Annotated in this window: 15 protein-coding genes; 7 read left to right on the top strand and 8 right to left on the bottom strand. The window is 61.3% G+C overall.

From position 1 onward, the window contains the following. The first annotated feature begins 33 nt into the window (after positions 1–33). The 3 genes from acnD to prpD all read left to right on the top strand — a co-directional run bounded on the left by acnD (position 34) and on the right by prpD (position 5,440). Positions 34–2,628, top strand: a complete 2,595-nt coding sequence (acnD, locus tag HBJ59_RS02305) for a Fe/S-dependent 2-methylisocitrate dehydratase AcnD (RefSeq protein ID WP_076014719.1) — start codon at positions 34–36, stop codon at positions 2,626–2,628. Positions 2,629–2,670: 42 nt separating this feature from the next. Continuing rightward, on the top strand, positions 2,671–3,861 hold the full coding sequence (gene prpF, locus HBJ59_RS02300) for a 2-methylaconitate cis-trans isomerase PrpF (protein WP_167662661.1): 1,191 nt from the start codon (positions 2,671–2,673) through the stop codon (positions 3,859–3,861). A gap of 94 nt (positions 3,862–3,955) precedes the next feature. Further along, positions 3,956–5,440, top strand: a complete 1,485-nt coding sequence (prpD, locus tag HBJ59_RS02295; protein WP_167662660.1) for a 2-methylcitrate dehydratase — start codon at positions 3,956–3,958, stop codon at positions 5,438–5,440. Between the two features lie 113 nt (positions 5,441–5,553). On the opposite strand, the gene HBJ59_RS02290 is transcribed toward prpD, so the two are convergent. The 7 genes from HBJ59_RS02290 to HBJ59_RS02260 all read right to left on the bottom strand — a co-directional run bounded on the left by HBJ59_RS02290 (position 5,554) and on the right by HBJ59_RS02260 (position 14,302). Next, positions 5,554–6,876, bottom strand: a complete 1,323-nt coding sequence (locus tag HBJ59_RS02290) for an AAA-associated domain-containing protein (protein WP_076017164.1) — start codon at positions 6,874–6,876, stop codon at positions 5,554–5,556. Positions 6,877–6,890: 14 nt separating this feature from the next. Continuing rightward, entirely contained in the window at positions 6,891–8,636 is a 1,746-nt protein-coding gene (locus HBJ59_RS02285) for an ABC transporter permease subunit (protein WP_167662659.1), read from the bottom strand. Between the two features lie 226 nt (positions 8,637–8,862). Beyond that, complete coding sequence (locus HBJ59_RS02280; RefSeq protein WP_076017166.1) at positions 8,863–9,591, bottom strand: alanyl-tRNA editing protein; 729 nt, start codon at positions 9,589–9,591, stop codon at positions 8,863–8,865. A gap of 2 nt (positions 9,592–9,593) precedes the next feature. After that, a complete protein-coding gene (locus tag HBJ59_RS02275; protein WP_167662658.1) occupies positions 9,594–10,586 on the bottom strand; it encodes a serine O-acetyltransferase in 993 nt (330 codons plus the stop codon). Positions 10,587–10,608: 22 nt separating this feature from the next. Then, entirely contained in the window at positions 10,609–11,523 is a 915-nt protein-coding gene (locus HBJ59_RS02270) for a PLP-dependent cysteine synthase family protein (RefSeq protein WP_063034033.1), read from the bottom strand. Between the two features lie 24 nt (positions 11,524–11,547). After that, the gene (moeB, locus tag HBJ59_RS02265; protein WP_167662657.1) at positions 11,548–13,407 is read right to left on the bottom strand and encodes a molybdopterin-synthase adenylyltransferase MoeB; all 1,860 of its coding nucleotides are present in this window, start codon (positions 13,405–13,407) and stop codon (positions 11,548–11,550) included. 1 nt (position 13,408) lies between these two features. After that, positions 13,409–14,302: a DMT family transporter gene (locus HBJ59_RS02260; protein WP_167662656.1), complete on the bottom strand. Its 894-nt coding sequence runs from the start codon at positions 14,300–14,302 to the stop codon at positions 13,409–13,411. A gap of 150 nt (positions 14,303–14,452) precedes the next feature. Between HBJ59_RS02260 and HBJ59_RS02255 the strand changes: the two genes are divergently transcribed. Continuing rightward, on the top strand, positions 14,453–15,877 hold the full coding sequence (locus tag HBJ59_RS02255; protein ID WP_017479080.1) for a PLP-dependent aminotransferase family protein: 1,425 nt from the start codon (positions 14,453–14,455) through the stop codon (positions 15,875–15,877). Between the two features lie 172 nt (positions 15,878–16,049). Here HBJ59_RS02255 and HBJ59_RS02250 read toward each other — a convergent pair whose 3' ends face one another. After that, positions 16,050–16,868, bottom strand: a complete 819-nt coding sequence (locus HBJ59_RS02250; RefSeq protein WP_003215001.1) for a pyruvate, water dikinase regulatory protein — start codon at positions 16,866–16,868, stop codon at positions 16,050–16,052. A 178-nt stretch (positions 16,869–17,046) separates the two neighbouring features. Between HBJ59_RS02250 and ppsA the strand changes: the two genes are divergently transcribed. From ppsA to rraA, 3 genes are all read left to right on the top strand, one after another. Further along, a complete protein-coding gene (ppsA, locus tag HBJ59_RS02245; protein ID WP_076017171.1) occupies positions 17,047–19,422 on the top strand; it encodes a phosphoenolpyruvate synthase in 2,376 nt (791 codons plus the stop codon). 107 nt (positions 19,423–19,529) lie between these two features. Next, the gene (locus tag HBJ59_RS02240; RefSeq protein ID WP_076017172.1) at positions 19,530–20,519 is read left to right on the top strand and encodes an alpha/beta fold hydrolase; all 990 of its coding nucleotides are present in this window, start codon (positions 19,530–19,532) and stop codon (positions 20,517–20,519) included. A 222-nt stretch (positions 20,520–20,741) separates the two neighbouring features. Beyond that, complete coding sequence (gene rraA, locus HBJ59_RS02235; RefSeq protein ID WP_003215007.1) at positions 20,742–21,233, top strand: ribonuclease E activity regulator RraA; 492 nt, start codon at positions 20,742–20,744, stop codon at positions 21,231–21,233. The last annotated feature ends 24 nt before the right edge of the window (positions 21,234–21,257 follow it).

Here is a 21,257-nt window from a genome sequence, read left to right as displayed (position 1 = left end):
TCCTTTTGCAACTACCGTGACCGAGTCCTGACGATGAACACTGAACACCGCAAACCGCTACCCGGCAGCCGCCTCGATTTCTACGACGCCCGTGCGGCGGTCGATGCAATCACCCCCGGCGCCTACGCCACACTGCCGTACACCTCCCGCGTACTCGCCGAGAACCTGGTGCGTCGCTGCGACCCGGCGACCCTCAATGCATCCCTGAGCCAACTGATCGAGCGCAAACGCGACCTCGACTTCCCATGGTTCCCGGCCCGCGTGGTGTGCCACGACATCCTCGGCCAGACCGCCCTGGTGGACCTCGCCGGTCTGCGCGATGCCATCGCCCTGCAAGGCGGTGACCCGGCCCAGGTCAACCCGGTGGTGCCGACCCAACTGATCGTCGACCACTCCCTGGCCGTCGAAGCCGGTGGCTTTGACCCGGAGGCGTTCGAGAAAAACCGCGCCATCGAAGACCGCCGCAACGAAGACCGTTTCCACTTTATCGAGTGGACCAAAAAGGCCTTCAAGAACGTCGACGTGATCCCTCCGGGCAACGGCATCATGCACCAGATCAACCTGGAGAAAATGTCTCCGGTGATCCAGGTGCGTGACGGTGTGGCCTTCCCGGATACCTGCGTCGGCACCGACAGTCACACCCCTCACGTAGACGCGCTGGGCGTGATCGCCATCGGCGTTGGCGGCCTCGAAGCGGAAAGCGTGATGCTTGGCCGCGCGTCGTGGATGCGCCTGCCGGAAAGCGTCGGTGTGGAACTGACAGGCAAGCTGCAACCGGGCATCACCGCCACCGACATGGTGCTGGCGCTGACCGAGTTCCTGCGCAAGCAAAAGGTCGTGGGTGCGTGGCTCGAGTTCTTCGGCGAAGGCGCCTCTGCGCTGACCCTGGGCGACCGCGCCACCATCTCCAACATGGCCCCGGAATACGGCGCCACGGCGGCGATGTTCTACATCGACCAACAGACCATCGCCTACCTCAAGCTCACCGGCCGTGAAGACGAACAAGTCGCCCTGGTCGAGCAATACGCTCGCCACACAGGCCTGTGGGCGGACGACCTCAAGGGCGCGCAATACGAGCGTGGCCTGAGCTTCGATTTGTCCAGCGTAGTGCGCAACATGGCCGGCCCGAGCAACCCCCACGCCCGCGTCGCCACCAGCGATCTGGCGGCCAAAGGCATCTCTGGCCAGTGGGATGACGTGCCGGGGCAAATGCCCGACGGCGCGGTGATCATCGCCGCCATCACCAGTTGCACCAACACCAGCAACCCGCGCAACGTGATTGCCGCCGGCCTGCTGGCGCGTAATGCCAACAAGCTTGGGCTGGTGCGCAAGCCGTGGGTCAAGTCGTCCCTGGCACCGGGTTCGAAAACCGTCGCCATGTACCTCGACGAAGCCGGGCTGACCACCGAGCTGGAGCAGTTGGGTTTCGGCGTGGTGGCGTTTGCCTGCACCACCTGCAACGGCATGTCCGGCGCACTCGACCCGGTGATCCAGCAAGAGATCATCGACCGCGACCTGTACGCCACCGCCGTGCTTTCGGGTAACCGCAACTTCGACGGCCGTATCCACCCGTACGCCAAGCAAGCGTTCCTTGCTTCGCCGCCGCTGGTGGTGGCCTATGCGATTGCCGGCACCATCCGTTTCGACATTGAAAAAGACGTGCTGGGCCTGGACGCCAACGGCAAGGAAATCCGCTTGAAGGACATCTGGCCGAGCGACGAAGAAATCGACGCAGTGGTCAAGGCGTCGGTCAAGCCGGAGCAGTTCCGCCAGGTCTACATCCCGATGTTCGCGATCCACGAAGACACCGGGCCGAAAGTCACGCCGCTGTACGACTGGCGCCCGCAGAGCACCTATATCCGCCGCCCTCCATACTGGGAAGGCGCCCTGGCCGGCGCGCGTCCGCTCAAGGGCATGCGTCCGCTGGCGGTGCTGCCGGACAACATCACCACCGATCACCTGTCGCCGTCCAACGCGATCATGCTCGACAGCGCCGCCGGTGAATACCTGGCGAAAATGGGCCTGCCGGAAGTCGACTTCAACTCTTACGCGACCCACCGCGGCGACCACTTGACCGCTCAGCGCGCCACCTTCGCCAACCCGAAACTGTTCAATGAAATGGTCATCGAAGACGGCAAGGTCAAGCAAGGTTCACTGGCGCGCCTGGAGCCGGAAGGCAAGGTCACGCGCATGTGGGAAGCCATCGAAACCTACATGGAGCGCAAGCAGCCGCTGATCATCATCGCCGGAGCCGACTACGGCCAGGGCTCGTCCCGTGACTGGGCGGCCAAGGGCGTGCGCCTGGCGGGTGTGGAAGCGATTGCCGCCGAAGGTTTCGAGCGTATCCACCGTACCAACCTGGTGGGCATGGGCGTGTTGCCCCTGGAGTTCCTGCCGGGCACTGACCGCAAGACCCTGAACATCGACGGCACTGAAACCTACGACGTGATCGGCGAACGCACCCCGCGTGCGCAACTGACGTTGGTGATCAACCGCAAGAATGGCGAGCGTGTCGAGGTGCCGGTGACCTGCCGCCTGGACACGGCTGAAGAGGTGTCGATCTACGAGGCGGGCGGCGTGTTGCAACGCTTTGCTCAGGACTTCCTGGAATCGGCTGTTACCGCCTGACAACTGTGGCCGGGGTTCGCGCCCCGGCCCATGAGGACCACCATGGCACACGTACCGCAGATCAAGATTCCCGCCACCTACATGCGTGGCGGCACCAGTAAAGGCGTGTTTTTCAGCCTCAAGGATTTGCCCGAATCGGCCCAGGTGCCGGGCGCGGCGCGGGATGCGCTGTTGTTGCGGGTGATCGGCAGCCCCGACCCGTACGACAAGCAAATCGACGGCATGGGCGGCGCGACGTCCAGCACCAGCAAAACCGTGATCCTGGCCAAAAGCACCCGTGCCGAGCACGACGTGGACTATCTGTTCGGCCAGGTTTCCATCGACAAGCCGTTCGTGGACTGGAGCGGCAACTGCGGCAACCTGTCGGCGGCGGTGGGTTCGTTCGCCATCAGCGCAGGCCTGGTGGACGCCGCGCGCATTCCGCACAACGGCGTGGCCGTGGTACGGGTCTGGCAGGCGAACATCGGCAAGACCATCATCGCCCACGTACCAATCACTGACGGCGCGGTGCAGGAAACCGGCGACTTTGAACTCGACGGCGTGACCTTCCCGGCCGCCGAAGTGCAGCTGGAATTCATGGACCCGGCGGCGGAAGAAGAGGGCGGCGGTGGCTCGATGTTTCCTACCGGCAACCTGGTGGATGATCTGGAAGTGCCGGGTGTCGGCACGTTCAAGGCGACCCTGATCAATGCCGGGATTCCCACCATCTTTATCAACGCCCAGGACCTGGGCTACACCGGCACCGAGCTGCAGGGTGCGATCAATAGCGACCCCAAAGCCCTGGCGATGTTTGAAACCATTCGTGCCCACGGTGCGTTGCGCATGGGCTTGATCAAGCATCTGGACGAAGCGGCCCAGCGGCAGCACACACCGAAAGTTGCGTTCGTGGCACGGCCTGCGGATTACGTGGCGTCCAGCGGCAAGGCGATCAAGGCGGCCGATGTCGACCTGTTGGTGCGGGCGTTGTCCATGGGCAAATTGCACCACGCAATGATGGGCACGGCAGCGGTGGCGATTGGCACGGCGGCGGCGATTTCCGGCACGCTGGTGAATCTGGCGGCGGGCGGCGTGGAGCGCAATGCCGTGCGGTTCGGGCATCCGTCCGGGACGCTGCGGGTAGGCGCCGAGGCCAGCCAGGTCAACGGTGAATGGGTCGTGAAAAAAGCCATCATGAGCCGCAGTGCGCGGGTGTTGATGGAAGGGTTCGTGCGCGTCCCCGGCGATTCGTTTTAAGCAATCAACAGGCAGGCACCAAGACCTGCCTTTTATAAAACTTCAACCCTGACCCTGAGGATGGACCACACCTAACCCACTTTGGAGTACTGCCATGAGCGCCAACGTCGACCAGAACAACCGCCCCGACTACGACCAGGTCCTGCAGGATATCGCCGACTACGTCCTGAACTTCAGGATCGAATCCCGCGATGCCCTGGACACCGCCCGCAACTGCCTGATGGACACCCTCGGTTGCGGCCTGCTGGCCCTGCGTTTCCCGGAATGCACCAAGCACCTGGGGCCGATCGTGGAAGGCACGGTGGTGCCGTTCGGCGCACGGGTGCCGGGCACCTCGTTCCGCCTGGACCCGGTCAAGGCCGCGTGGGACATCGGCTGCATCGTGCGCTGGCTCGACTACAACGACACCTGGCTCGCCGCCGAGTGGGGGCACCCGTCGGATAACCTCGGTGGCATCCTCGCGGTCGCCGATCACCTCTCGCAAAAACGCGTGGCCAACGGCGAGGCGCCGCTGACCGTACGGGCCGTGCTGGAGGCGATGATCATGGCCCACGAAATCCAGGGCGTGATCGCCCTGGAAAACTCCTTCAACCGCGTCGGCCTGGACCATGTGCTGCTGGTGAAAGTCGCCTCCACTGCCGTCATCGCCAAGTTGATGGGCGCCAACCGTGAGCAACTGCTGTCGGCACTGTCCCAGGCGTTTGTCGACGGCCAGGCGCTGCGCACTTATCGCCATGCGCCGAATGCCGGTTCGCGCAAGTCGTGGGCGGCGGGGGATGCGTCGAGTCGCGGGGTGCGTCTGGCCGACATCGCGATGCGTGGCGAGATGGGGATTCCCGGTGTGTTGAGCGCGCCGCAGTGGGGCTTTTATGACGTGCTGTTCAGCCACACCAACAAGGACCTGGCGCTCAAGCCCGAAGACAAGCGCGCCTTCAGCCTGTCGCAGCCCTACGGCACTTATGTGATGGAGAACGTGCTGTTCAAGATCAGTTTCCCGGCCGAGTTCCATGCGCAAACCGCGTGTGAAGCGGCGGTCACCTTGCACCCGCAAGTGAAGAGTCGCCTGCATGAGATCGACAGGATTGTCATCACCACCCACGAGTCGGCGATTCGCATCATTTCCAAAGTCGGGCAGTTGGCCAATGCGGCCGACCGTGATCACTGCCTGCAATACATGACCGCCGTGCCGCTGGCGTTTGGCAACCTGGTGGCCGAGCAATACGAAGATGAGTTCCACGCGGCCCATCCGATCATTGATGAATTGCGGGAGAAGATGGTCATCGTCGAAGCCCCGCGCTACAGCCGCGAGTACCTGGAGGCCGACAAGCGCTCCATCGCCAATGCGGTGCAGGTGTTCTTCAAGGATGGGACCCGTACAGAGCAGGTGGCGGTGGAATACCCGATTGGCCATCGTCGTCGTCGGGTGGATGGCATTCCGTTGCTGGAAGACAAGTTCAAGGCCAACCTGGCGACCCGGTTTACTGCGCAGCGCAGCGCCGAGATTTTTGCGCTGTGCAAGGATCAGGCGAAGCTTGAGACCACGCCCGTAAACCGGTTTGTCGACCTGTTCGTCATCTAAAGAACACCACTGATCAAATGTGGGAGCGGGCTTGCTCGCGAATGCGGAGTGTCAGCCAATACATGTGTGGCTGATCCACCGCATTCGCGAGCAAGCCCGCTCCCACATTAAACCTACATGCTGCCTTCCACATCATCCAGGCTGAACGTCTCGGTATGGTCGTCATAGGAGAAAATCTCCGCATACCGTCCCCACGCCACCACGCTTTCCAGGGTCTTTTCCACAAAGGCTTCCGTCATCGAATCTTCCAGTTCCTGCTCGAAACGCACCCGTGGCGCCCGATGGCCGCTGCGCTCAAGCAACACCTGGTGAATACGTGCGGCCAATGGCACGTGGCGGATCAAGTGTTCGGCAAACAGGGTTTTACGCTCCTGGGTGCCGTAGTCGGCGAACAGTTTGCCGGCGTCGGTGAGGGTGATGTCGGCACCCTTGAGTTCGGCGAAGCCCAAATGCTCAAGCATCTCCGCCACCGGGAACAGATCGTCGACTTCCAGCAAACGCCGTTCGGCCACGGTCGGCAGGCCGGCGTGGCCGTTGTAGGGCTCGGCGGCCAGGGTTTCGATCAGGCCGGCCATCAGGTTGGTGGAGACTTCCGGCAACAGGCTGCCCATTTTCAGCTCAGGCAAACCTCTGCTGGCGTCAGCGCTGCGCCGGTCGGTCATCAGGGCGTAGATGTCGTCGACCATTTGCCGGAAGGTCGGGTCCAGCCGGTTGCGCGGGTGGGCAAACGGCACCTTGATCTCGGCCACCACCCGGCCAGGGTTGGACGACAGCACCAGGATGCGGTCGCACATCAGCACCGCTTCTTCGATGTTGTGGGTCACGATCAGGATCGATTTGATCGGCAGTTGCTTGCCGCTCCACAGATCCAGCAGGTCGGTGCGCAGGGTTTCAGCGGTGAGCACGTCCAGCGCCGAGAACGGTTCGTCCATCAGCAGCAGGGTCGGGTTCACCACCAGCCCGCGGGCGAAACCCACGCGTTGGCGCATGCCACCGGACAGTTCGCGCGGGTAGGCGTTTTCAAAACCGTCCAGGCCGATCAGGTCGATGGCCGCCAGGGCGCGCCTGCGGGATTCCTTGCGCTCGACCTGCAAGGCTTGCAGGCCGGCCTCGACGTTTTCCAGCACGGTCAGCCACGGGAACAGTGCAAAGGTCTGGAACACCATGGCCACGCCTTCGGCCGGGCCGGTGAGTGGTGCGCCGTTGTAGCGTACTTCGCCCGACGATGGCTGAATCAGCCCCGCGATGATGCGCAGCAAGGTCGACTTGCCCGAGCCGGAACGGCCGAGCATGCCGACAATCTCGCCTTCGTGCAGGCTCAAGTCCACGCCGCTGAGGACTTGCAGCTCATCTTTACCTTTGCCGAACACCCGGTTCACATTTTTCAACGAGTAGATTTCCGGGGTGTCGGCGGCATGCTCGGTATAGGTAGTCATCACTGCGAATCCCATCAATTCAGACGAAGTTTGTTTTCAGCCAGGGCGTACATCGGCCGCCAGACCGCGCGGTTGAACGCCACCACGAAGATCGACATCACCACCACGCCCAGGGCAATTTTCGGGAAGTCGCCGGCGGCGGTGGTCTGTGCGATGTAGGCGCCGAGCCCGTGGGCGACTACGTTGTCCTGGCCCCAGGACACGTACTCGGACACGATACTGGCGTTCCAGGCACCGCCCGAGGCGGTAATGGCGCCGGTGACGTAGTACGGGAAAATCCCCGGCAGCATCACTTTGCGCCACCACAACCAGCCGCGAATGCGGAAGTTGGCCGCGGCTTCCTTGAAGTCATTCGGGAACGCGCTGGCGCCGGCGATCACGTTGAACAGGATGTACCACTGGGTGCCCAGCACAATCAGCGGGCTCAGCCAGATATCCGGGTTGAGGTTGTAGTGCAGGATCACGATGACGAACACCGGGAACAGCAGGTTCGCCGGGAATGCCGCGAGGAACTGCGCCAGCGGCTGGATTTTTTCCGCAAGCGCAGGGCGCAAGCCGATCATCACGCCCAACGGCACCCAGATCAGCGAGGCGATCAGGATCAGGCCGACCACCCGCAACAACGTGATCAGCCCCAGCACGAATACATGGCCGACTTCGGCGAGGGTCACTTCGGTGCCGACGTACTGCACGATGTGGTACAGCGCATAAGCGGCCAGCAGCGCGATGAGCGTGCCCCACACCCAGTCGATCACTTTTGACGCCTTCGGTGTTTCTGCCGGCAACGCCTTGAGTGCGCCGCCCGCCAGGCTGAAGCGCTTGTTGCCAATGCGGCTGATGGTGCGGGTGAGCGGCCGCAGGATGCGCTGGACGATGCGCGTGCGCTGGATCAGGTTCAGCAGCCAGGATTGCGGCGCGGCGCCTTGGGAGGCAGTGGTTTCCATGCGGAACTTGTCGGCCCAGGCCACCAACGGGCGGAACAGGAACTGGTCGTACATCAGGATGACCACAATCATCGCCAGGATCACGTAACCCACGGCGTGCAGGTCTTTTTGGGCAATCGCCAGGGCCAGGTAGGAACCTACACCCGGCAAGGTGATGGTCTTGTCGCCGACGGTAATGGCCTCGGAGGCGACCACGAAAAACCAGCCGCCGGACATGCTCATCATCATGTTCCACACCAGCCCGGGCATGGCGAAGGGTACGTCGAGCTTCCAGAACCGCTGCCAACCTGAAAGCCGCAGGTTGGTCGACACTTCCACCAGGTCATTGGGCAGCATGCGCAGCGACTGGTAGAAGCTGAACGTCATGTTCCAGGCCTGGCTGGTGAAGATCGCAAAGATTGCGGCGAACTCCGCACCGAGCACGCGCCCGGGGAACAGCAGCAGGAAGAACGTCACGGTAAACGAGATGTAGCCCAGTACCGGTACCGATTGCAGGATATCCAGCACGGGCACCAGCAGTTTCTCGGCGCGCCGGCTTTTGGCGGCCAGGGTGCCGTACAACAGGGTGAACACCAGCGCTGCAACCATCGCCGCCAGCATGCGCAGGGTGGTGCGCATCGCGTATTCCGGCAGGTTGGCCGGGTCGAGGGAGATGACTTCACTTTGCAAGGTGGCGATGGGCGCCCAGGTTTCCCGGGCAGTGATGGAGAAAAACAGTAAAAAGCCGATCACCAGGGGCAGGGCGACCAAGTCCCAGCGGTTGGGCAACAAACGCAATGTGGACGCAGGGATGTAGTGACGGAGCACTCTTTTCATAGGCAGTCAGTCCTGCAGCGTTCAGGTTCAGGGGCGTGATGGGAGTGAGCTTAGCTGCTGCACGAATGACCCTCCGAGAAGGAAGGGCGCTGTTTTCGCGAGTCAGGGCAACGAGGCGTTGCAGGCGGGATTGTACGTTTCTAAATGTTACAGGCACATAAATTTGCTGTCAGTTTCCTGTACGAACTGCAGCTAGGGCGGTGGCGCCCCAGCTGCTTCTCGGCTGCTATTCAAACCGCAGGATCACCCGACGGTTGTGCTTGCTCTTCTTCTCGATTTTTTCGCAGAACACCCGGCCGATTTCCTCGGTATTGGTCACATGGGTGCCGCCACAGGGCTGTATGTCGATGCCGGCAATTTCGATCACCCTTACTGAGCCTTGGATCACCGGTGGCGCCACCGCCTGGGTGCGGGTGATCTGTAGCAGGGTCGAGTACTCCGAGGCGGGCATCGACAGGGTTTTCACCGCGTGAGCCTGTTCGATCAAGGCATTGAGGTCGCGGGTGATGGTGTCTTTGTCGAGGGTCATTTCCGGCAGGTCGAAATCCAGGCGGCCCTTGTCGGCACCGATGCTGCAACCGGTCACCGGTGCATCGATGATCGAGCACAGCAGGTGCAGGCAGGTGTGCATTTTCATGTGCTGGTAGCGCCGCTCCCAGTCCAGGCTGGCGTCCACCTGCATGCCGGCGGCCAGTTGTTCAGGGCACTGTTCGACTTGATGCCAGATGATCGAGCGCAGCACCGGATCACGCACCGTGCCGGTGATGTCCACGCGGCTGCCGTCGGGCAGGATGAAGTGCCCGGTGTCGCCCGGCTGCCCGCCGCCGGTGGGGTAGAACAGCGTGTGCTCCAGGGCGATCCCCTGTTCGCTGACGGCAATCACCCGCGCACTGAACGCATTCTGGTAAGGCGCGCTGTCGAACAGCGCGAGGGTTTCCATGGTGTGCACGGACATGTTCAACCTCCGACGATCAGTGGGCTGGCTTGCAGCAAGCGACGAACCATCGCGCTCAAGCCAGGGGGAGATAGCAGGGTGATTTCAAATTCGGGCCCGGTCACTTTCAGGTTCAGCGGCAGGCGCGGCGGGTAGGCCGTAGTCTCGATATGACGCAGGCGGAACTGCAAATGGTGGCGTTCCTTGACCGTTGGCTCCAGCAGCAGGCCGGGCAAGGGATGGAAATCGGCGTCGAGCACCATCACCTTGTGGCTGGCGTTGACCTCGCCCACCACGTGCAGGCGTTCGTCGAGGGCAAACGCACCGAGGTAATTGCTGTGGTCTGACTCATCGTTTTTCTGCAACTGGATCTGATTGACCACCTTGACCTTGGTGCCGGCCGGCACGTCCTGGGTGATCACGCAGGACGGGCTGATAAACACGTTGTCGCCGATCAGCACATAACCCAGCACCCGCGCGCCGGAGCCGACCTCCACGTTGTTGCCCAGCCGTGGGTGACGCTTGCCGTCCGGATTGTTGGCGATGCCCCGGGCGCCGAGGGTCACGCCGCAAAGGATGTAGCAGTCGTTGCCGATCTCGCAGGTTTCACCGATGACCGTGCCGTAACCGTGGTCCAGCACAAAGCGTCGGCCGATCCGCGCAGCGGGGTGGATTTCGGCGCCGGACAGAATCTTGCCCTGGTTGCTCAGCTTCAGGGCGATGGTGGAAAACACGCCGTTGTTCGTGTCCGGGAAATTCCACACCAGGTGCGCCAGCCGGTAGTACAGCACGGCCTTGAACGAGGCGTAGGACTCCAGGATCAGTTCACCCCGCCCACGGGACGCCGGGTCGCGCCAGGCATAGGCGATCAGGTCTTCGGCCACCGCCTGGGCCGCCGCCTGGATCAGCGGCGCAAGATGCGCCTCCAGCTGCTTCAACTGCGCAGGCGTAAGCGTGGTGATGAGGTGGGTGAGCAACTCATCGTGCAGCTGTTGCATGTCGATAAAGCCCCCCATGGAGGCACCCCCGCAATAGTTGTTATTCAAAACAGGGCAAATAACTGTCGGCACTGTCGTAGACCATGGTCAGCACGACGGTGTCGGTGGGCAGTTCCGGCGCCAGCTTGGCGATCGCCACCATGTTGGCGGCCGACGACAGCCCGAGGCTGATGGCGTCGGTGCGCATGATGCGTTTGATCATGTCGAGGCATTCCTGGCGGGACACCTTGAGCATTCCGTCAATGATTGCGACGTTGAGAATGCTCGGGATCAAGCCGATCGACAGGCCCTGGATATGGTGCGGCGCGTGGCGGTCGCTGAGCAGGTCGCATTCTTCCGGTTCCACGCCCATCACGCGGATCGCTGGCCAGGTGCTCTTGAGGGTTTCGCCGATGCCGGTGATATGGCCGCCGGTGCCGATGCCGCTGACGAAGTAGTCCACCCGCAGCTCGCCGAAGGCACGGATGATTTCCCGGGCGGTGGTGTCACGGTGGGTCTGTGGGTTGGCGCCGTTGCGCTGCTGGTTGAGCATCACGTAGCTGGGGTTTTCCAGCTGCAGCTCCATGCATTTTTCGCCGTGGGAATTGTTGCCCTGACGGCTGTCCGACAGCACCACCTTGGCGCCATACAGGCGCAGCAGTTTCTGCTTCTCGGGACTGTAGTTGTCGGGGATCACCAGCACCACCTTGTAACCCAGCACGTTGCCGGCCATCACCAGGCCGATGCCGGTGTTGCCGCCGCTGGGCTCGATGATGGTTTGCCCGGAGCCGCGAATCAGAATGCCCCGGCGCTCGGCGTCGAGGATCATGCCCAGGGCGATGCGCGCCTTGTGGCTGCCGCCGGGGTTGAGGGATTCCAGCTTGGCGTAGACCTCAATGCCAAGGTCTTCGGAAAACTGTTCCAGACGCACGATGGGCGTTTGGCCAATGGCGTCGAGTATCGAGTTATGCAACATCAAGTAAGAGCCCATGGCCGCTGATCAGTACAAAGGCATGTCGGGTTCGACGTCGCGAACCCAGTGTTTCATGCCACCTTGCAGTACTTTGGTGTTGGCGAATCCGGCGGCCAGCAACGTGCTGGCGGCTTGCTCCGCGCGGGTTCCGGCGTAGCAGATGAGGTAGTGCGTGTTGTCGCGGCTGAGGTTGGCAAGTTGCCCGTCGAGCTCGGCCAGCGGGATGTGCACCACCCCCGGCAATTTGCATACTTCCAGCTCACTGGCGTCGCGCACGTCCAGCAACACGTCGGCCTTGCTGTGGCGTTCGAGCAGTTGCTTGAGTACACGCGGCTTGATGTAGCGTTCTTCGGCCAGTGACGGTTGGCTTGGCATCGCATCGGCGCAGACGGCGGGTGCGATGCTTTGGGTGTGGCGCAGTTCGGAACAGCAGGGGCAGTCAGCGCGGCGTTTGAAGCGGATCTCGCTGAACTTCATCGCCAGCGCATCAAAGCGCATCAGCCGGCCCGAGAGCGGTTCGCCGATGCCGATCAACAGCTTGATCGCCTCGGTGGCCTGGATCATCCCGACCACGCCGGGCAATACGCCGATGACGCCGCCGGCGCTGCAATTGGGCGCCAGTTCCGCCGGTGGTGCCTGGGGAAACAGGCAGCGGTAGCACGGCCCGCCTTTATAGTTGAGCACGCTGATCTGCCCGTCGAAGCGGTAGATGGCGCCGTACACCAACGGTTTGCCCAACTGCACGCAGGCGTCGTTGACGAGGTAGCGGGTTTCGAAATTGTCGGTGCCGTCGATCACCAGGTCGTAGGCGCCCACCAGTTCCAGGGCGTTGTCGGTGTTGAAGGCGGTGTCGTAGGTGTTGATCTGGATGTGGCTGTTGAGGTCCTGCAAACGCTGCTTGGCGGACTCGACCTTGGGCAGGCCCAAGGTGCTGTTGCCGTGGACGATCTGGCGTTGCAGGTTGCTGCTTTCAACCACGTCGAAATCCACCAGGCCCAGGGTGCCGATGCCGGCTGCCGCCAGGTACAGGCTGATGGGCGAACCGAGGCCGCCGGTGCCGATGATCAGCACCTTGGCTTTCTTCAGGTTCAGTTGGCCTTCGCGGCCGACGCCGGGCAGGGTGATGTGGCGCACGTAGCGCTGCACTTCTTCGTTGCTCAGTTGGTCGACGTCCATGCCGCCGGAGGTGGCCAGCAGTACTTCGATTTTGGCCTTTTCGGGCAACGGGTCGTTGGCGTCGATCAGTTCCTCTTCGGCGGTGAACAGGAAGTGTTCCTTGAGCTGGTTGTTCTCGTAGAGCAGGTGAGCCCGCAATTGCGGGTGCTCAATGCAGAGGTTTTCAATGACTTCGCGCAATGTCGATCCGGCACCCTCGAGGGTCGATGCTGGCAGCTTGGCCACGCGGACCAGGATGTCGGGGAAAGAGACAGCGTTCATGCACAACTCCGTTTGCAGGTCGTTGAAGGGGTTTTGGGCGAAGTGTCTGCCATCCCAGGCAAACAGCTTGGAACCTTGGGTCTTGCCCTGGCGAACATCCACCACCAGGTAACTTACGGGGTAGATCGGCTCGCCCATGAAAAGGGCTTTGTCCTGGTCTTCGTCGCTGAAATACGCGCCGACGTCAGGGTGGGAGTGGTAGATCACCACCACTGGGTTATCACTGCGAAAAGCCTTGTTCATCATCAGCGTGTCGGCCACCGAAAAGGTGTAGCCGTTGGCGGCGCTGCGTGAATACATCTCGGGGTTCTTGCGGTGCAGCTCGTTCTGGATATTGCTGCCCAGGTACACGCTGCCATCGGCGAAAACGAAACCGCAGCATTCCTCGGGGTAGCTGCGGTCGGCGTGGGCGTAAATCTGCTCCAGGGCGCTTGGGCTCAGGACCTTCATCTCAGTTTTTCTTCGCCAGGAGCTTTTCGATGGGCAGCTTGGTGATCGCAAAACCGGCCAGCAGGATCGCCGAGTACATCATCAGGTCCTTGGAAATCTGCATGCCTTCGTACCAGGCACCGATGATCACCGCGAACACCGGGAAGATGATGAACACGAAGGACAGAATGATCGGACTCAGGCGCTTGAGCAGCATGAAATACACGATAAACCCGCCCACCGAGGCCACCAGGCCGAGGTAGAACAGCGCGCTCCAGGACCGCAGGGTGATGTCTTCAAAGGTCGGGGTTTCAAAGAAAAGCCCGGCGACAAACAGCATCAGCCCGGCAATGCCGATGGGCAGGGTGTTGTAGGTGATCACGCTGATGGCGCTGCCTTGTTTCTTGGTAATCACGTAGCACAAGGCATGCATGATCGCCGCGGCCAGGATCGCCAGCACCCCGAAGAACTCGGCGTGGTCCAGGTGCAAGCCCTGGCTCTTGATGATCATGTACAGGCTACCGAAACCGATGGCGATACCGACCACTTGTGAAAAGTAGATGCGCTCGCGCAAAAACAACGCAGAGAAAATCAGGATAAACACCGGCATGCAGCTGAACAGCAGCGCGGTAAGGCCGGACGAGACATGCATCTCGCCGTAATTGAGCAGGTAATACGGAACGCTGAAGTAGGACAGCGTCACAAACACGAAGAACCAACGGCTCTCCCGGGGAAACAGGATCGGCTCGCGGCGCACCCAGGCGAAACACAGGAACAGCGGAAACGCGATCAAAAACCGCAGCCCGGCAGAGGTCAGCGGCGGCACGCTTTCCACGGCGATTTTAATGCCCAGCCAGGTGGTACCCCAGCTCAGACACACGATCAGAAACATGACGCTGGTAATTAGCCCAGCCAACCACTGCTTGTGAGTTTTTGTTTTTTCAGCATTTTCGAGAACGGCGGACATTGGCATCGTGACATTGCTTCCATGAGACCGAATTGACCTCTATATTGAGAGCCTTGATTCGGTGATTGAACCCGTAAAAGCACACTATTAGGGCGAAAGATGGCTGTCAAAACAAATATTGACATGGTGTCAATTATGCGGGAAGGACTCTCCAACGGGCAGGGCGTGAAGTACAAACGCCTGTCCGATGTCATGGAGCGGGGCATTCTTGAAGGCTTGATTGAACCGGGAAGAAAGCTGCCGCCCCATCGGGTGCTTTCCGACAATCTGGGGGTCACCATCGGCACCATCAGCCGCGCCTACGGTGAGCTGGAGCGGCTGGGGTTGGTGGTGGCGCGAGTAGGTGACGGCACCTTCGTGCGCAAGCGTGGGATGGAACGCCAACGGGATGAAGGCTTTCGCAACTTCAGCGACGAGCCGCGGCAATACTTTGATATGAGCCGCAATATGCATATCCCGGGGCAGGAGACCACGTTCCTGGCCCAGAGCTTCCAGACGCTGGCCACCAACGCCAAGTTTTTGCAGGACATCAGTGCCTACACCCCGGATGCCGGCCTGCCGCGCTATCGGGCGGCGGGTGCGCAGTGGCTGGTGCAGCGGGATTTCCACCCGATTCCCGAGCAAGTGATCTGTGTGAACGGCGGCCAGCATGGGCTGCTGTGTGCACTGATGGCGCTGCTACGGGCCGGCGACACGGTGGTCACCGAACAGTTGACCTACCCGGGGCTGATCACCGCCGCGCGGATGCTGGGGATACGCCTGATTGGCCTGGAAATGGATGAAGAAGGGTTGCTGCCCGGGGCGCTGGATGAAGTCTGTCGCAATCATCGGGTTTCGGCGTTGTACTGCACGCCGACCATCCAGAATCCTACGACAGCCGTGCTGTCGGTCGCGCGCCGTGAGGCGCTGGTCAAGGTGTGCCGTGAACACAATCTGCTGATTCTTGAGGACGAGGCCCACGGGGTACTGGTGGAAGACCGTCCGCCGCCCCTGAGTCATTTCGCCCCGGAACGTACGATTCTGATCAGCAGCCTGAGCAAGGCGGTGTCGGCGGGGTTGCGCGTTGGGTACGTGCATGCGCCGCCGGCGCTGGTCAGCCGGATTTCTGCGGCCTTGCGTTCGACCTGCTGGATGGCCACGCCGGTCACCCTGGAACTGGCCACGCAATGGATCGAAAACGGCACCGCAGAACACCTGCTGCACCAGCAGATCCAGGAAATCAGCCGCCGCAAGGCACTGGTTGAAGGGTTGTTGATTGGGTTGGAGTACCGCACTCACCTGAACAGCCCGCACTTCTGGATCGAAGTCCCGGAGCCTTGGCGCGCGTCGGAAATCGAGGCGGAGTTAAAGCAGAACAATTACCTGATCGCGACAGCCGAAGCGTTTGCGGTGGGGCAGACGGCGGTGCCGCAGTTTATCCGGGCGAGTATCTGCAATACGTCGGGAGATGATCAGTTGCTGCTGGATGGGTTTGATGCGCTGGCGACGGCGCTGGGGCAGGGTGGGGGGAGATTCCACTTGTGAAGATAGACCCTTGTGGCGAGGGGGCTTGTCCCCCGTTGGGCTGCGCAGCAGCCCCAAACCTGGCGACGCCGTTCTGTCTGAGAGACTGCGGTGGCATTACTGGGGCCGCTTCGCAGCCCAACGGGGGACAAGCCCCCTCGCCACAGGTGAGCGGTGGTTTCTGAGCTGCCGGTTACTTAAACCGCCGCTCCACCCCTTTCTCCACCAGAATCTTCGCCGAAATCTCTTCCACCGAAAAATGCGTGGAATTGATGTGCGCAATATTCTCCCGGCGGAACAGATTTTCCACTTCCCGCACTTCAAATTCGCACTGCGCATAGCTGGAGTAACGGCTATTGGGCTTGCGCTCGTTACGAATCGCCGTCAGTCGGTCTGGGTCGATGGTCAGCCCGAACAGCTTGTGCTGGTGCGCCCGCAGGGCGCTCGGCAGCGTCAGGTGCTCCATGTCGTCTTCGGTCAGCGGGTAGTTGGCCGCGCGAATCCCGAATTGCATGGCCATATAAAGGCAGGTCGGCGTCTTGCCGCAGCGGGACACGCCCACCAGGATCAAATCAGCCTTGTCGTAGTAGTGGGTGCGGGCACCGTCGTCGTTATCGAGGGCGAAGTTCACCGCCTCGATCCGCTCCATATAGTTGGAGTTGTGGCCAATGGAGTGAGATTTTCCGACGGAGTATGACGAATGTTCACTTAACTCTTGTTCCAGCGGCGCCAGGAAGGTAGAGAAGATGTCGATCATGAAACCATTGGAGGTGGCGAGGATCTCACGAATGTCCTGATTGACGATGGTGTCGAAAATGATCGGACGAAATCCGTCTTTTTCGGCCGCCAGATTGATTTGTTGTACCATGGCTCGCGCTTTATCCACGCTATCGATATAGGGTCGCGTGAATTTGCTGAAGGTAATGTTTTCGAACTGCGCCAGCAGGCTTTGACCCAGGGTTTCGGCTGTAATGCCGGTGCCGTCGGAGATAAAGAAAGCAGATCGTTTCATTTGAGCCTTGGGCCTTAAGCTGATGACGAATCTTGGATATGATAGGCGCGATTTTGCCGTCCCGCAGTGGGCCGCATTCTCACTTATTTTCCAGGTCCAGGCCACAAACGCCGGTAACTGCTCCTACTGAGCCGCCGGCGTCCTGAGCTTTTCCAACACAGAAAGTGGAGAGATCACCTTGGTAGAGTACGTAGTTTCCCTCGATAAGCTCGGCGTCCATGATGTGGAGCACGTAGGGGGCAAGAACGCATCCCTGGGCGAGATGATCAGTAATCTTGCGGGCGCCGGTGTATCGGTGCCAGGTGGTTTTGCCACCACTGCCCAGGCTTACCGTGATTTCCTCGAGTTGAGCGGCCTCAACGATCAGATCCACGCCGCCCTCGATGCGTTGGACGTCGATGACGTCAACGCCTTGGCCAAGACCGGCGCCCAGATCCGTCAATGGATCATGGAAGCCGAGTTCCCCGAGAAGCTCAACGCCGAGATCCGCACCGCGTTTGCCACGCTGTCGGCCGGTAACCCGGACATGGCCGTCGCCGTGCGCTCCTCGGCTACCGCCGAAGACCTGCCAGACGCTTCCTTTGCCGGCCAGCAAGAAACTTTCCTGAACATCCGCGGCGTGGAAAACGTGATCCGCGCGGCCAAGGAAGTATTTGCTTCCCTCTTTAACGATCGCGCCATTTCCTACCGCGTGCACCAGGGTTTCGACCACAAGCTGGTGGCCCTGTCTGCCGGTGTGCAGCGCATGGTGCGTTCGGAAACCGGCACCGCCGGCGTGATGTTCACCCTGGACACCGAGTCGGGCTTCCGCGACGTGGTGTTCATCACCGGCGCCTACGGCCTCGGCGAAACCGTCGTACAAGGCGCGGTGAACCCGGACGAATTCTACGTCCACAAACACACCCTTGAAGCCGGCCGCCCGGCCATCCTGCGCCGTAACCTCGGCAGCAAGGCTATCAAGATGATCTACGGCGACGAGGCCAAGGCCGGTCGCTCGGTGAAAACCGTTGATGTCGACAAGGCCGAACGCGCGCGTTTCTGCCTGAGCGACGCCGAAGTCAGCGAATTGGCCAAGCAAGCGATGATCATCGAGAAGCACTACAAGTGCCCGATGGACATCGAATGGGCCAAAGATGGCGACGACGGCAAGCTGTACATCGTTCAGGCCCGCCCTGAAACCGTGAAGAGCCGTACTTCGGCCAACGTCATGGAACGCTACCTGTTGAAAGAAACCGGCACCGTGCTGGTGGAAGGCCGTGCCATCGGCCAGCGCATCGGCGCCGGCAAGGTGCGGATCATCAAGGACGTGTCCGAGATGGACAAGGTTCAGCCAGGCGACGTGCTGGTCTCCGACATGACCGACCCGGACTGGGAACCGGTGATGAAACGCGCCAGCGCTATCGTCACCAACCGTGGCGGGCGTACCTGCCATGCGGCGATCATCGCCCGTGAGCTGGGGATTCCGGCAGTGGTTGGCTGCGGCAACGCGACCCAACTGTTGAAAGACGGCCAGGGCGTGACCGTATCCTGCGCTGAAGGTGACACCGGCTTTATCTTCGAAGGTGAGCTGGGTTTCGACATCAAGCAAAACTCCATCGACGCCATGCCGGACCTGCCGTTCAAGATCATGATGAACGTCGGTAACCCGGACCGCGCCTTTGATTTCGCGCAGTTGCCGAACGCCGGTGTGGGCCTGGCCCGCCTAGAGTTCATCATCAACCGCATGATCGGCGTGCACCCCAAGGCACTGTTGAACTACGACGGCCTGCCGCTGGACATCAAGGAAAGCGTCGACAAGCGCATCGCCGGCTACAACGACCCGGTGGGCTTCTACGTCGAGAAGCTGGTGGAAGGCATCAGCACCCTGGCGGCGGCGTTCTACCCGAAAAAGGTCATCGTGCGGCTGTCGGACTTCAAGTCCAACGAATACGCGAACCTGATCGGCGGCAAACTCTACGAGCCGGAAGAAGAAAACCCGATGCTGGGCTTCCGTGGTGCCTCGCGTTACATCAGCGAAGCCTTCCGCGACTGCTTCGAACTGGAATGCCGTGCCCTCAAGCGCGTGCGCAACGAGATGGGCCTGACCAACGTCGAAATCATGGTGCCGTTCGTACGCACCCTGGGTGAGGCGAGCCAGGTGGTGGACCTGCTGGCAGAAAACGGCCTGTCCCGTGGCGAGAACGGCCTGCGCGTCATCATGATGTGCGAGCTGCCGTCCAACGCCATCCTGGCCGAAGAGTTCCTGGAGTTCTTCGACGGCTTCTCCATCGGCTCCAACGACCTGACCCAGCTGACCCTGGGCCTGGACCGCGACTCGGGGATCATCGCTCACCTGTTCGACGAGCGTAACCCTGCGGTCAAGAAGCTGCTGGCCAACGCCATCCAGGCATGCAACAAGGCTGGCAAGTACATCGGCATCTGCGGCCAAGGCCCTTCCGATCACCCGGACCTGGCCAAATGGCTGATGGAACAGGGCATCGAAAGCGTCTCGCTGAACCCCGATTCCGTACTGGAAACCTGGTTCTTCCTGGCTGAAGGCCAAGCGCCAGCGTAAGGTGTAGCACCCCAAAGTGCCGGTCAATCTTGCGGTTGGCCGGCATTTCTCATTCTGTACAGGGCGGAACTCCTTCCGGACGCCGCCCTTTTTTGTGCAAGAGCATTATGCAAAGCAGCAGCAACCTGTTCCCCGTCGCCTTGATCAGCGCTGAGCGTCGTGGCGACCTGAGTGAAGATGTGTACCGGCTGAAACCTGGCAACAGCCCCGACGGCACCGTCGAGCTGGCCGTGACCCGCCTGGGTCTGGCTGATGTCCCGGAAAACCGGGGCGTGCCGGTGGTTTTGTTGCACGGCAGTTTCTCCAACCGCCGCTTCTGGTATTCGCCCAAGGGTATTGGTTTGGGTGCCTACCTGGCTCGCGAGGGGTTCGATGTCTGGATTCCGGAAATGCGCGGCCATGGGCTGTCCCGACGTAACCACGATTACGCCAAAAACCGCGTCGCCGACTATGCTCGCTACGACTTGCCGGCCATTGCCGCTTTTGTGCGTGAGCAAAGCGGGCAGATTCCCCACTGGGTCGGGCATTCCCTCGGCGGCACAACCTTGGCAGCGGCCCTGGGTGGGCAGCACCTGGGCGCGCCGGCGGTGGCCTCGGTGGCGCTGTTTGGCTGCCAGGTCAGCCGCACCCATTGGCCGTTGAAGCTGCCACCGGTGGAATGGACCGGTCGCCTGCTCTTGAAGCGTTTTGGCGAGTTGTCTGGCTCTCGGCTGAAACGCGGCCCAGAGGACGAGCCAGCCGGCGTGTTGATTGAAGCCATGCGCTGGAATGGTCTGTTCGGCCGCTTTGGCGAAGGAAAGCAGGATTGGTGGAAAGGCCTGGCAGGTGTCGACGTGCCGCTACTGGCGGTGAGCGCTGCCGGCGATCACCAGGACCCGGACTGGGCCTGTCGCAAGCTCTTCGAACAGGTCGGCTCCGAGCATCGCCAGTACCTGTGCCTGGGGCGCCAGCAAGGGTTTAGCGGGGATTTCGGGCATGTCGAGATGCTCGTCAGCAAGGCTGCCCAGGCTGAAGTGTGGCCGTTGGTAAGGCGTTGGTTGAAAGATCCGCTTACACCTTTGGCGGCGGCGGAGGCACGGGAGCTTGTAGCGGTTTGAGCGGGAGGCTCTATCAAGGGCGTTTCGCTTGTTTGCCGTAGCGGATAAGATATGACGCGTTGGGTAGTTCTGGTCATATTCAGTCGCGCAGTAGGTCTTGCGTTGCTGTCCGATGGGCCCGACTATCCGACCCGGATTAAAGAACCTTCATGGCAAAGCGTTTCCAGATGTAAGTAAACAGTGGGATGTTCGACACCTTCTTTCACCTACAGGAGTTTCTCGATGAACCATTACCTTACCCCCGACCTGTGTGACGCCTACCCGGAGCTGGTGCAGGTGGTTGAGCCGATGTTCAGCAATTTCGGCGGCCGAGACTCCTTTGGTGGCGAGATCGTGACCATCAAGTGCTTTGAAGACAATTCCCTGGTCAAGGAACAAGCCGAACTCAACGGCGCCGGCAAGGTGCTGGTGGTTGATGGTGGTGGTTCCCTGCGCCGCGCGTTGCTGGGCGACATGATCGCCGAGAAAGCCGCGAAAAACGGCTGGGAAGGGCTGGTGATCTACGGCTGCATCCGCGATGTGGACGTGATCGCCCAAACCGACCTCGGCGTGCAGGCCCTGGCCAGTCACCCGATGAAGACTGACAAACGCGGTATTGGCGATTTGAACGTGGCGGTGACATTCGCCGGCGTGACCTTCCGTCCGGGCGAGTACGTGTATGCCGACAATAACGGTGTGATCGTCTCCCCCAGCCCGCTGAAAATGCCTGAATAAATAGCCGTAGCCGACAGGGGTGAG

The sequence above is a fragment of the Pseudomonas sp. AN3A02 genome (genome assembly GCF_011765255.1).
In the GTDB taxonomy this organism is placed as follows: Bacteria; Pseudomonadota; Gammaproteobacteria; order Pseudomonadales; family Pseudomonadaceae; genus Aquipseudomonas.
This window is presented reverse-complemented; position numbering and strand designations above follow the sequence as displayed.